The following is a 12,020-nucleotide window of genomic DNA, read 5'->3' on the forward strand; positions in this document are numbered from 1 at the left end:
CCGTTGCCGCCGCCGGCCAACGTTGGCCGCAGCCGCCGCGGCGGAACCATAGCCGGCCGCCGCAGTCTGTGACACACCGGCGCCAAAGTGGTGGCCGGCACCATCAACAAGGAGAACAGCCATGCATTGCCCGGTTTGCAAGGATACGACGCTGGTGATGAGCGAACGCCAGGGGATCGAGATCGACTACTGTCCGCAGTGCCGCGGCGTGTGGCTGGATCGTGGCGAGCTGGACAAGATCATCCAGCATTCGCTGGGCAATATGGCCGCCGCCACTGCCGCGCCACAAGCAGCGCAGCCGGTCGCAGCGCAGGCCGCCCAGCCCGGCTACCCGCCACGCCAGCCGCAGCAGCCCTATCAGCAACAACAGCCCCACCAGCAACCGCCTTACCCGCAGCACGACAAGTACGGTGACAACCGCCACTACAAGCGCAAGAAGAGCTTCTGGGAAGAACTGTTCGATTAAGCAGCGGCAACGGATAGCACTGCGGCCAACCTTTGAAGGTTGGCCGCTTTGTTTTTGCGCTTGCCAGTCGGCCGCCGCACACAGCCGCACACAGCCGAGCCAGCCCGGACTCAGCCCGGCAACAGCCGCAACAGCTGGCCGTCGTCCTCGTCGGTGAGCAGGTAGATGAAGCCGTCCGGGCCTTCGCGCACGTCGCGCACGCGCTGGCCAAGGCCGGTGAGCAGCTTTTCTTCGCGCAGCACGCGCGTGCCGGCCAGCTCCAGCCGCAACAGGTAGCGGAATTTCAGCGAGCCGAGCAGCAGGCTGCCCTGCCACGCCCTGCCGTAGCGCGTGCCGCGCACGAAGGCCATGCCGGATGGCGCGATCGACGGCGTCCACTGCCACAGCGGCTGCTCCATGCCCGCCTTGCGGGCCATGCCGGCACCGACCGGGCCGCCGCCGTAGTTTTCACCGTAGGTGATCACAGGCCAGCCGTAGTTCTTGCCGGCCTCGGGGCGGTTCAGCTCGTCGCCGCCCTGCGGCCCGTGCTCGTGCGTCCACAGCCGGCCGTCCGGCCCCAGCGCGGCGCCCTGCACATTGCGGTGGCCAAGGCTCCAGATTTCCGGACGCGCGCCGGCACGGCCGACGAAGGGATTGTCCGGCGGAATGCTGCCGTCCTTGCGCACGCGCACCACCTTGCCGTGGTGATTGTCCAGCGTCTGCGCGTCGGCCATGCGCTGGAAGCGGTCGCCCAGCGTCAGGAACAGCGTGCCGTCGGCGGCCTCGACAATGCGGCAGCCGAAGTGGGCGCGGCTGCTGAATTTCGGCTGCTGGCTGAACAGCACCTTCACCTGCTCCAGGCGGCTGGCGTCGTCCGCCAGCCGGGCGCTGGCCAGCGCGGTGGAATTGCCGTAGCCGCTGGCGGCCGGCTCGGCGTAGCAGAAGTACAGCGTGCGGTTGCGGGCGAAGTCGCGGTCGGTAATCAGATCCAGCAGGCCGCCCTGCCCGGCGGCGTCGATGCGCGGCAGCCCGGCCAGCGGCTTGCCCAGCTGGCCGTTGGCGCTCACCAGCCGCAGGCGCCCGGGGCGCTCGGTAACCAGCATGCGCCCGCCATCAATGAAGGCCACCGCCCACGGGTGTTCCAGTCCACTGGCGACCAGCTCCGCCCGCGGTGCGGCCTGCGCCGGGCTGGCCAGCATCAGCAGCACCAGCGGCCACACTGGCCATCGTGTTTGCTTGTCCATGCTTGTCTCCTCCACGCTGGCCGCGCGCCGCGCTCTACAGCAGGCGGTAGCCGACGCCGGTTTCGGTACGCAAAAAGCGCGGCTGCGCCGGATCGGCCTCCAGCTTTTGCCGCAGGTGTGCCATATAGATGCGCAGATAGTGGCTGTGTTCCACGTAACCCGGCCCCCACACCTCCTGCAGCAGCTGGCGGTGGGTCAGCACCTTGCCGCGATGGGCCAGCAGCGTGGCCAGCAGCCGGTATTCCAGCTGCGTCAGGTGCAGCGGCTCGCCGTCACGGCTGACGCTGCGGTTGGCCAGGTCCACCGTCACCGTATCGCCGAGGCGAACCAGGCTGCCGTTGCCCTCGCCGGCGTCCCCGCTGCGCCGCCGCTGCAGTGCACGCACCCGCGCCTGCAGCTCGCCGATGCCGAACGGCTTGGTCAGGTAGTCGTCGGCGCCGGCGTCCAGCGCCGCGATCTTGTCGACCTCATCGACACGCGCCGACAGCACGATCACCGGCACCTTGCTCCAGCTGCGCAGATCCAGCAGCAGGCTGACACCGTCGCCATCGGGCAGACCGAGGTCCAGTACCAGCACGTCCGGCTTGCGGGTGCCGGCCTCGATCAGGCCGCGCGCCACGGTGTCGGCCTCGAACACGCGGTAGCCCTCGTCTTCCAGTGCGCTTCTGACGAAGCGGCGGATGGCGGCTTCGTCCTCGATGATCAGTGCCGTCAGGGCGTGCATCAGGGCAGGTTCTCCAGGTCAAAATCCAGTGCCGGCGGCGGACGCAGCGGCAGGGACAGGGTGAAACAGGCGCCGCCGTCGTGGCGGTTGGCCGCGCTCAGGCGCGCGCCGTGGACATCGGCAATGGTACGGCAAATCGCCAGCCCCAGCCCGACGCCGCTGATCGCCGACTCGCGCTCGCCCCGGCTGAAGGCGTCGAACAGCCGCGCCGGATCGCCCGGCGGCAGGCCGGGACCGCGATCGGCGACGCGCAGCAGGATGCGGCCGTCCTCGGCGGCGGCGCTGATGCGGATAGGGCTGCCGGCCGGGCTGTACTTGGCCGCGTTCTCCAGCAGGTTGACCAGCAGCCGCTCCAGCAGGATGGCGTCGCCGTACAGCATCGGGCAGGCCGGATCGATGTCCAGCTGCAGCGGGTGTGCGTCCAGCGTGTTGCCCAGCGCCGCGATGGCGGTGCCGATCACCTCGTCCGCCGGCAGCCAGTCCTGGTGCAGGGTGACGCCGCCCGCCTGCAGCCGCGCCATTTCCAGCAAATTGGTCACCAGCCGCGTGATGCGCTGCGACTGCGCCAACAGCAGCGCCGCCTGTTCCTGCTCGGCGCGCCCGCCGCGCTGCAGGGCCAGCAGCAGGGTCTCGGCGTTGCCGGACAGCGCGGTCAGCGGCGTGCGCAGGTCGTGCGACAGCGCCGCCAGCAGCGAGTGGCGCAGCCGTTCCGATTCCATCGACAGCAGCGTCTGCTGCGCCACTTCAATATAGTGCAGCCGCTCCAGCGTCTGCGCCGCCAGCGCCGCCACCGCCTCGCACAGGCGACGGTTGTCGGGGTCGGCCAGCGCCAGCACGTCTGGCACCGCCACCACCAGCACGCCGCGGGTGCGCATCGGCGCCTGCAGCGGCAGGTAGAGCTGCGCTGCATCCGGCAGCGTGTGCGTGCCCTGCCCGGCCGCCTGCTGGTGGTCGAAGCACCAGCGCACCAGCGCCGCGTCCACCGCCAGCGGCGTGTCCGGCAGCGCCTCCAGCTGTTCCTCCGCGTCCGGCAGCCACAGGCTGATCTGCGCGTTCAGGCTGGCCTGCAGGAAGCGGCCGGTGATCTCGCCAACCTGCTCCGGCATGAGCGCGCTGCCCAGCTCGCGCGCCATCTCGTACAGGTAGCGGGTGTGCGCCTCGCGCTGGCCGGCCTGCGCCGCCGACTGCCGCTGGCTGGCCACCAGCTGGCCGGCGACCAGCCCCACGGTCAGCATCACGGCGAAGGTGATCAGGTACTGGATGTCCGACACCGCGAACGACCAGTGCGGCGCGACAAAGAAGAAATCGAACAGCGCCACAGACAGCACCGCCGCCCACGCCGCCGGCGCGCGGCCGTAGCGCACCGCCGCCAGCAGCACCAGCAGCAGGTACAGCATCACCAGGTTGGCCGCATCCAGTACGCCGCGCAGCGGCAGCATGGCCGCGGTGAGCGCGAGGCTGGCCAGCGTAGTTTGCCACCAGCCGCCACCGCCACCGGCACCCGCGCGCGGCCAGCGCCAGCCGGCCGTGGCGGCGGGTCTGCGCTCGCCGGCGGCCAGGATCAGGCAGTTCAGCTCCGGCGCGCGTTGTGCCAGCTGCTGCTGCAGGCTGGCGCGCCAGAACCAGCGCGGCCGGTTGCCGCGCTGGCTCAGCGCCAGCAGCGACAGGTTGTGGCGCCGCGCGTAGTCGGCGATCAGGCTGGCCGGTGCCGGCCCGGCCAGCACCAGCGTGTGCGCGCCCTGCTCCGCCGCCTGTGCCAGCGCCGCCAGCACGCTACTGCGCGCCGCCGCGCCGGCGTGGCCGCGATCGACCCACACCGCGTGCCATGGCGCCGACAGCGCGCGCGCCAGCCGCGCCGCCTGGCGCACCGCGCTGTCTTCGTCGCCGTGGCCCAGCACCAGCAGCACGCCCAGCGAGGTCGCCCACACCGGTGCGCGGCTTTGCACCTCGCGCTGCGCGCGCATCTGGCCGTCGACGCGGTCGGCCAGCCGGCGCAGCGCCAGCTCGCGCAGTGCGATCAGGTTGCCCTTGCGGAAAAAATGGCCGGCGGCGCGTTCCGCCACTTCCGGCAGGTACACCTTGCCGGCGGCCAGGCGCAGCAGCAGGTCGTCCGGCGGCAGGTCCACCAGCCGCACTTCGCTGGCGCGGTCGAACACGTGGTCCGGCACCGTCTCCGCCACCGCCACGCCGGTCACGCCGCTGACCACGTCGTTGAGGCTGTCCAGATGCTGCACGTTCATCGCGCTGTACACGTCGATGCCGGCCGCCAGCAGCTCGTCCACGTCTTGCCAGCGCTTGGGATGGCGGCTGCCGGGTGCGTTGCTGTGCGGCAGCTCGTCGACCACCACCAGCGCCGGCCGCCGCGCCAGCACCGCGTCGATATCGAACTCCGCCACCTGCTTGCCGCGGTAGGCGATCTGCTTGCGCGGCAGCACGTCCAGCCCGGCCAGCAGCGCCTCGGTCTCGGCGCGGCCGTGGGTATCGACCCAGCCCACCACCACGTCCAGCCCGGCGGCGCGCTTTTCCTGCGCCTCGGCCAGCATGGCGTAGGTCTTACCCACCCCCGGCGCGGCACCGAAGAACAGCTTCAGCTTGCCGCGCGGCGCCGGCAGCGCCGCCAGCAGCGCGTCCGGATCGGGCCGCAAATCGTCATCCATCATTCATTGCTCCAGCGTGCCGCAAGGTTGGCCGCAATCGTTGCGGCCAACCTTGTGGCGGTCAAGAGGGTTGCGACCGCCGGGGCGGCGGCCGCGATCAAACAAGTGTTAACCGGCCCTAGCCCGCCGCCAGCCGGCGCAGCGCCAGATTCAGCTGTAGCACATTGACGCGCGCCTGCTGCGCGCTGCCGAACCAGCCCTGCTCGCGCTGCGCGGCGATCAGGGCCTCGACCTGCGCCAGCGGCCGTTTCAGCTCGCGCGCCACGCGCGGTGCCTGATAGTGGGCTGCCGCCAGGCTGATGTGCGGGTCCAGCCCGCTGCCCGAGGTGGTGACCAGGTCCAGCGGCACCGGGCCGTGCTGCCCGGGGTGGGCGGCGCGCAGCGCGGCGATGCGCGCGGCGACCGCCTGTTGCAGCGCCGGATTGCCCGGCCCCTGGTTGCTGCCGCCGGAGGCGCCGCCGTTGTAGGCGTTACCGGCGGTGGCCGACGGCCGGCTCCAGAATTCGCCGCGGCCGTGGAAGGCCTGGCCGATCAGCGCCGAGCCGATCACCTTGCCGTTTGTGTCGCGCAGCAGCGAGCCGTTGGCCTGCGCCGGCAGCAGCAGCTGCGCGAGGCCGGTGACCGCCAGCGGATAGAGCAGCCCCAGCAACAGGGTGAAAAACAAGAGCAGGGTCAGCGCCGGACGCAGCACTGCCGCGCGCGGTAGCGTGACGGCGGCTGCGGGATGATAAGTCGTGGTGGCCATAATGGCACTCCTTGGTTACGGCTGCCGGGCGTTGTTGACCGCCCGGCAGCGGGGTCAGACCAGTCCCAGCAGGGACAGCAGCATGTCGATCAGCTTGATGCCGGCAAACGGCAGCAACAGCCCGCCGACGCCGTACAGCAGCAGGTTGCGGCGCAGCAGCTCGGCCGCCCCCAGCGCGCGGTAGCGCACGCCCTTCAGCGCCAGCGGGATCAGCGCGATGATGATCAGCGCGTTGAAGATCACCGCCGACAGCAGCGCCGAGGCCGGACTGGCCAGCTGCATCACGTTCAACGCGTTCAGCTGCGGATAGGTGACGGCAAACGCGGCCGGGATGATGGCGAAGTACTTGGCCACGTCGTTGGCCAGGCTGAAGGTGGTCAGCGCGCCGCGCGTCATCAGCATCTGCTTGCCGATCTCCACCACCTCGATCAGCTTGGTGGGGCTGGAGTCGAGGTCCACCATATTGGCCGCCTCGCGCGCCGCCTGGGTGCCGCTGTTCATCGCCACCGCCACGTCGGCCTGCGCCAGCGCCGGCGCGTCGTTGGTGCCGTCGCCGGTCATCGCCACCAGCTGGCCACGCGCCTGGTAGTCGCGGATCATCGCCAGCTTGTTTTCCGGCGTCGCCTCGGCCAGGAAGTCGTCCACCCCGGCCTCGGCGGCGATGGCGGCGGCGGTCAGGCGGTTGTCGCCGGTGATCATCACCGTCTTGATGCCCATCTGCCGCAGCTGGGCAAAGCGTTCGCGGATGCCGGGCTTCACCACGTCCTTCAGCTCGACCACGCCCAGCACCTGCGCGCCCTCGGCCACCACCAGCGGCGTGCTGCCACGGCTGGCGATGGTGTCGACCTGTTGCAGCAGGCTGCGCGGCACGCTGCCGCCCAGCGCCTCGACATGGCGGCGGATCGCATCGGCGGCGCCCTTGCGGATGTGACGGCCGTCGAGGTTGATACCGGACATGCGCGTTTGCGCGGTGAACGGCACGAAGCTGGCGCCGGCCGGGGTCAGCCCGGCGTGCAGGTCGGCCAGCAGCTTGCGGCCAACCTTGGCGTCATCGAGATGCCCGCCGGCGCCGTCGGTCAGCCGCTGCGCCAGCACCACGATGCTCTTGCCTTCCGGGGTGTCGTCGGCCAGCGACGCCAGCCACGCCGCCTCGGCAAGCGTCGCCTGGCTCACGCCGGCGGCGGCGACAAAGGCGGACGCCTGGCGGTTGCCGAAGGTGATGGTGCCGGTCTTATCCAAGAGCAGCACGTCGACGTCGCCGGCGGCCTCCACCGCGCGGCCGGAGGTGGCGATCACGTTGGCCGCCATCAGCCGGCTCATGCCGGCGACGCCGATGGCCGACAGCAGGCCGCCGATGGTGGTCGGGATCAGGCACACCAAGAGCGCGATCAGCACCGGCAGCGACACCACTTCGCCGCTACCGGCCGCGTTCACGCTGTAGGCGGAAAACGGCAGCAGGGTGACCGTCACCAACAAAAAGATCAGCGTCAGCGCCAGGAGCAGGATGGTCAGCGCGACCTCGTTCGGCGTCTTGCGGCGCTTGGCGCCCTCCACCATCGCGATCATGCGGTCGATGAAGGTCTCGCCGGGGTTGACGCTGATGCGCACCACGATCCAGTCCGACAGCACGCGGGTGCCGCCGGTGACTGAGCTGAAATCGCCGCCGGATTCGCGGATCACCGGCGCCGATTCGCCGGTAATCGCCGACTCGTCCACGCTGGCGATGCCCTCGATCACCTCGCCGTCGCACGGGATCACGTCGCCGTGCTGCACCAGCACTACGTCGTCACGGCGCAGGTCAAACGACTCCACCATGGCGAATTCGGCGCCGTAACGCTGCGGTGCGGCCAGCTTTTTCGCCCACGTCGACTTCTGCAGCCCTTTCAGGCTGGCCGCCTGCGCCTTGCTGCGGCCCTCGGCCAGCGCCTCGGCAAAGTTGGCGAACAGCACGGTGAACCACAGCCACACCGCGATGCTGCCGGTCAGCCACGCCGGCGCCTGGCCGTGGCCCAGCAGCGCCTGCACCCACAGCACGCTGCACAGGATGCTGCCCAGGTAGACCACGAACATCACCGGGTTTTTCAGCTGCGCACGCAGCCCGAGCTTGTGAAAGGTGTCGCGCAGCGCCGGGCGCAGCAGTGCGCCGTCCAGCAGCGGCAAGACCATTTTTTTATGATGGGACATATTGTTCTCCTAGTGGGTCGCCCAGATCGCCAGATGCTCGACCACCGGCCCCAGCGCCAGCGCCGGCAGGTAGGTCAGCGCGCCGACCAGCAGCACGCTGCCGATCAAGAGGCCGATGAACAGCCCGTCGTGGGTCGGCATCGAGCCCAGGGTCGGCGACAGCCGTTTTTTCGCCGCCAGCGAGCCGGCCAGTGCCAGCACCGGCACGATCACCGCGAAGCGGCCCAGCCACATCGCGATGCCCAGCATGGCGTTATAGAACGGGGTATTGGCCGACAGCCCGGCGAAGGCGCTGCCATTGTTGTTGGCCGCCGACGAAAACGCGTACAGCACCTCGGAAAAACCGTGCGCGCCCGGATTGGCGAGGCCAGCCAGCCCCGGTGCCACCACCACCGCCACGGCGGTACCGGCCAGCACCAGCAACGGGGTGACCAGGATGGTCAGCGCCACCATTTTCATGTCGAACGGTTCGATCTTCTTGCCCAGGTATTCCGGGGTGCGGCCAACCATCAGCCCGGCGACGAACACCGCCAGCACCGCGAACACCAGCATGCCGTACAGGCCGGAGCCGACACCGCCGAACACCACCTCGCCCAGCTGCATCAGCAGCATCGGCACCATGCCACCCAGCGCGGTGAACGAATCGTGCATCGCGTTGACCGCGCCGCAGCTGGCGGCGGTAGTGACGGCGGCAAACAGGCTGCTGCCGGCAATGCCGAAGCGCATGTCCTTGCCTTCCAGGTTGCCGCTGCCGCCGTCGGCGCCCAGTGCGCTCAGCAGCGGGTTGCCCTGCGCCTCGAACCAGGCGATGGCGCTGGCGGCGACGACGAACAGCACGCTCATCGCGATGTAGATCGCCCAGCCCTGGCGGCGATCACCAACCACGCGGCCGAAGGCATGGCACAGCCCGGCCGGGATCAGGAAGATGGCCAGCATCTGCAGCAGGTTGGACAGTTCGCTCGGGTTCTCGAACGGATGCGCGGAGTTGGCGTTGAAGAAGCCGCCACCGTTGGTGCCCAGCAGCTTGATCGCCTCTTGCGACGCCACCGGCCCCATTGCCAGCGTCTGCCCGTGGCCGGCCAGCGCCTCGAAGCCGAGGTAGCCGGACAGGTTCTGCAGCACGCCCTGGCTGACCAGCAGCAACGCCAGCACGATGGACAGCGGCAGCAGCAGGTACAGCGTGATGCGCAGCACGTCGGCCCAGAAATTGCCGATGTCGCCGCTCTCGCGCCGCGCAAAGCCGCGCATCAGCGCAAACGCCACCGCGATGCCGGTGGCCGCGGACAGGAAGTTCTGTACCGCGAGGCCGGCCATCTGCGTCAGGTAGCTCATGGTCGTTTCGCCGGCATAGCCCTGCCAGTTGGTATTGGCGACAAAGCTCACCGCGGTGTTGAATGCCGAACCGGCCTCCACCGCACCCAGCTGCTGCGGGTTGAACGGCAGCGCACCCTGCAGCCGCTGCAGGCCGTACAGCAACACGGCGCCCAGCACATTGAACGCCAGCAGCGCCAGCGTGTAGTCGCGCCAGCCCATGCCGGCATCGTTCAGCCCCAGGCGGCGCAGCAAGGCGGCGTCAAACGCCTGCCAGCGACTCGGCAAGCTGCCGCTGGCCAGCGGCGCCAGCCAGGCACCCATCGGCCGCACGCTCAGCGTCAGCAGCAGCATGAACAGCGCCAGCAACCAGAAAAAAGCGGTCATCATCACATCTCCTCCGCATGCAGCAGCGCGTACAGCAGCCACACCGCCAACAGCAGCGCCACCAGCGCGCACAAACTTGATAGCACGCTCATCGCGCCACCCCCTGCGACGTGGTCGCATACAGCCGCAGCAGGCCGAGCACTGCCAGATACAGTGCGGCCAACCCTGCCAGCCAGATCAGGTCTTGCATCACATTCCCCTTGTTGGTCACAGACACTGCCACTGTAGGTTTTGCGGTGCAAAAAAGCGGTTAAAAGGCCGGGCGGCGGTATAAACGGGATATAAAAATATGATGCTTTTGGCGTAGCCGGCGGGATGAAGGGGGGAGTGGCGGTCGGAACAAGGCGCGATCCGGCCGCAGTGCATCTCGGCCGGATCGGTCCGCATTCTGGCGTAGCCAGCCAGTGGCAAGCACCATGACCGGGTGGACAATGGCGGCATTCGTCAGCCAGCACAGGAGAGCAACATGAACACGCAGCACATCCGCCCCGCCGGTTTCACCGCCGAGCGCGCCTGGGGGGCGCGCACCATCGCCTGCATGAACGGCATCAGTACCCGCCTGCACTGGACCGACCAGCCCTACCGCTGGCACATCAACGACGGCGAGGAAGTGTTCGTGCTGCTGGACGGTGCGGTGGACATGCATGTGCGCGACGCGGACGGCCGCGTGCGGGTGATCGCGCTGCAGTGCGGCGACATCTTCTACGCCGGCGCCGGCTGCGAGCACGTCGCCCATCCGCACGGCGAGGCGCGCATTCTGGTGATCGAACAGGAAGGCAGTATCTAGCCGCGTCGGCGTGGTGGGGTCCGGGTTTGGCACCGAACCGCCACGCTCATGCGGCCGGCACGGCGCCGGGCCGGCTTGCGGCCAACGTTGACCGCAAGACCGTTTCAGTCACCGGATTCAGTCGCCGGTTTAATCCAGTGGCGTGTTCATCAGCGCGATCGATTGCCCGATCATGCGCGCCTTGCGCAGCCACTCGTCGGCGTCGGGCGAGGCGACATGGCGGCGCACGATGGGCTCGAACAGCGCCAGCCATTCGTCGACCAGCGCCGGGGTGACGCCGATGTCGAGATGCTTGCGCGCCACGTTGTACTGGGTGTCGAGGTAGGCGTCGCCGCCGAGCAGCGTCCACCAGAAGTGGCCGATGTGCGCCTCGTGCTGCGGCCAGTCGTGCACCACCGCGAAGATCGGCGCCAGCTGCGGATGGACGCGGATCTGCGCGTAAAACTGGCGGCTGACGGTGTCGATCACCTCGCGGCCGAGGCGCTGGGCGATGCTGCTCATGGCGTCGCCTTCTGCCAGTAATTCTCGAACAGCATGTTGCCGCTCAGGCCGCGGCGGCACGGGGTAAAACCGCGCTCGTTGAGCAGCGCGCGCATGTCGGCGGTGAAATCGGGGTTGCCGCACACCATCACCCGGTCGCGCTGCGGATCGAGCGGCGTCATCGCCAGGTGCTGCTCCAGCGCGCCGCTGTGCAACAGCGTCGGGATGCGCTCGCGCAGGCCGCCGACCACCTCGCCGCGCGTCACCACCGGCACGTAGTGGCAGTGCGCGTGTTGCGCCGCCCAGGCGCGGCATTCGGCGTCGTAGGCCAGGTCTGCCGCCTCGCGCACGCTGCACACCAGGTTGACGCGGGCAAAGCGCTGCAGCACGCCCTGCTGCCGCAGCATCGACAGATAGGGGCCGATGCCGGTGCCGGTGGCCAGCAGCCACAGCACCTCGCCGTCGGCCAGACTGTCGGCCAGGAAGAAGCCCATCGCCGCCTTTGCCATCAGCACCGTGTCGCCCGGCTGCAGCGCGCCCAGATGCGGCGACAGCGCGCCGCCGGGGATGACGGTAAAAAAGTATTCCAGCCACGGCTCGTGCGGCGCCGACACGATGGAATAGGCGCGCCACACCGGCTCGGCCAGTGCCGGCACCGACAGCCGCGCGTAATGTCCGGCCTGGAAGGCAAAGCCTTCCGGCTTGCGGGTCAGCAGGGTGACGCCGCGCGCGGAGCAGTGCTGCACGCGGATCACTTCCGTTTCTACGATGTTCATCTTGTTTTCCCGTCACGGCCGGCTAATTGAAGATGTTTAAAATATACACTTTAACCATCACAATAAAAACGCTGACACGAGCAGGGACAAGCCGCCCGCCCCGCTTGTTGCCGGCAGCAAAACGCCCCGCGCAGGCGGGGCGTGACGGCAAACGCGGCATCAACCGAACGGTTCAGAGCCTGTTCACGATCTCGCACGCTCACGCGAGACAAGGCGAAAACGGCTGAAGAAGCGGCGTTGAGCTGGATATAAATCAAGCATGTCGAAGGCGTACTCACCG

Annotated in this window: 10 protein-coding genes; 2 read left to right on the forward strand and 8 right to left on the reverse strand. The window is 69.1% G+C overall.

Going from position 1 to position 12,020, the window contains the following annotated elements:
- Positions 1-121 precede the first annotated feature (121 nt).
- Positions 122-466 (forward strand): TFIIB-type zinc ribbon-containing protein, encoded by a 345-nt coding sequence (locus C8E02_RS05855; protein ID WP_120810011.1) that lies wholly within the window; start codon positions 122-124, stop codon positions 464-466.
- A gap of 110 nt (positions 467-576) precedes the next feature.
- Here C8E02_RS05855 and C8E02_RS05860 read toward each other — a convergent pair whose 3' ends face one another.
- The 6 genes from C8E02_RS05860 to kdpA form a co-directional block, all read right to left on the reverse strand.
- Positions 577-1,689 carry a PQQ-dependent sugar dehydrogenase gene (locus C8E02_RS05860; protein WP_120810012.1) on the reverse strand — a complete coding sequence of 371 codons (1,113 nt, stop codon included), beginning with the start codon at positions 1,687-1,689 and terminating at the stop codon, positions 577-579.
- Positions 1,690-1,723: 34 nt separating this feature from the next.
- Entirely contained in the window at positions 1,724-2,413 is a 690-nt protein-coding gene (gene kdpE / locus C8E02_RS05865) for a two-component system response regulator KdpE (RefSeq protein ID WP_120810013.1), read from the reverse strand.
- On the reverse strand, positions 2,413-5,073 hold the full coding sequence (locus tag C8E02_RS05870; RefSeq protein WP_120810014.1) for a DUF4118 domain-containing protein: 2,661 nt from the start codon (positions 5,071-5,073) through the stop codon (positions 2,413-2,415). Before C8E02_RS05870 ends, kdpE begins: the two co-directional genes overlap by 1 nt.
- 115 nt (positions 5,074-5,188) lie before the next feature.
- Positions 5,189-5,815, reverse strand: coding sequence for a potassium-transporting ATPase subunit KdpC (kdpC, locus tag C8E02_RS05875; RefSeq protein WP_120810015.1), 627 nt, complete (start codon positions 5,813-5,815; stop codon positions 5,189-5,191).
- 54 nt (positions 5,816-5,869) lie between these two features.
- On the reverse strand, positions 5,870-7,999 hold the full coding sequence (gene kdpB / locus C8E02_RS05880) for a potassium-transporting ATPase subunit KdpB (RefSeq protein WP_211329165.1): 2,130 nt from the start codon (positions 7,997-7,999) through the stop codon (positions 5,870-5,872).
- A 9-nt stretch (positions 8,000-8,008) separates the two neighbouring features.
- Positions 8,009-9,700, reverse strand: a complete 1,692-nt coding sequence (gene kdpA / locus C8E02_RS05885; protein WP_211329166.1) for a potassium-transporting ATPase subunit KdpA — start codon at positions 9,698-9,700, stop codon at positions 8,009-8,011.
- A 463-nt stretch (positions 9,701-10,163) separates the two neighbouring features.
- Here kdpA and C8E02_RS05895 point away from each other — a divergent pair, with 463 nt between their 5' ends.
- A complete protein-coding gene (locus C8E02_RS05895; RefSeq protein WP_120810108.1) occupies positions 10,164-10,484 on the forward strand; it encodes a cupin domain-containing protein in 321 nt (106 codons plus the stop codon).
- A 129-nt stretch (positions 10,485-10,613) separates the two neighbouring features.
- Here the strand turns inward: C8E02_RS05895 and C8E02_RS05900 are convergent, their stop codons facing one another.
- The gene (locus tag C8E02_RS05900) at positions 10,614-10,985 is read right to left on the reverse strand and encodes a group III truncated hemoglobin (protein WP_120810018.1); all 372 of its coding nucleotides are present in this window, start codon (positions 10,983-10,985) and stop codon (positions 10,614-10,616) included.
- Positions 10,982-11,740, reverse strand: a complete 759-nt coding sequence (locus C8E02_RS05905) for a ferredoxin--NADP reductase (protein ID WP_120810019.1) — start codon at positions 11,738-11,740, stop codon at positions 10,982-10,984. The genes C8E02_RS05900 and C8E02_RS05905 overlap by 4 nt, the downstream gene beginning before the upstream one ends.
- Positions 11,741-12,020: the final 280 nt, after the last annotated feature.

Origin of the sequence: Vogesella indigofera, from assembly GCF_003633895.1 — a bacterium.
GTDB classification, from domain to species: domain Bacteria; phylum Pseudomonadota; class Gammaproteobacteria; order Burkholderiales; family Chromobacteriaceae; genus Vogesella; species Vogesella indigofera.

What these genes read in the sequence shown, in the direction of transcription:
- kdpA (WP_211329166.1), bottom strand. Translation starts at nt 9,700, where the DNA reads ATGATGACCGCTTTTTTCTGGTTGCTGGCGCTGTTCATGCTGCTGCTG.
- C8E02_RS05860 (WP_120810012.1), bottom strand. Translation starts at nt 1,689, where the DNA reads ATGGACAAGCAAACACGATGGCCAGTGTGGCCGCTGGTGCTGCTGATG.
- kdpE (WP_120810013.1), bottom strand. Translation starts at nt 2,413, where the DNA reads ATGCACGCCCTGACGGCACTGATCATCGAGGACGAAGCCGCCATCCGC.
- kdpC (WP_120810015.1), bottom strand. Translation starts at nt 5,815, where the DNA reads ATGGCCACCACGACTTATCATCCCGCAGCCGCCGTCACGCTACCGCGC.
- C8E02_RS05895 (WP_120810108.1), top strand. Translation starts at nt 10,164, where the DNA reads ATGAACACGCAGCACATCCGCCCCGCCGGTTTCACCGCCGAGCGCGCC.
- C8E02_RS05900 (WP_120810018.1), bottom strand. Translation starts at nt 10,985, where the DNA reads ATGAGCAGCATCGCCCAGCGCCTCGGCCGCGAGGTGATCGACACCGTC.
- kdpB (WP_211329165.1), bottom strand. Translation starts at nt 7,999, where the DNA reads ATGTCCCATCATAAAAAAATGGTCTTGCCGCTGCTGGACGGCGCACTG.
- C8E02_RS05905 (WP_120810019.1), bottom strand. Translation starts at nt 11,740, where the DNA reads ATGAACATCGTAGAAACGGAAGTGATCCGCGTGCAGCACTGCTCCGCG.
- C8E02_RS05870 (WP_120810014.1), bottom strand. Translation starts at nt 5,073, where the DNA reads ATGATGGATGACGATTTGCGGCCCGATCCGGACGCGCTGCTGGCGGCG.
- C8E02_RS05855 (WP_120810011.1), top strand. Translation starts at nt 122, where the DNA reads ATGCATTGCCCGGTTTGCAAGGATACGACGCTGGTGATGAGCGAACGC.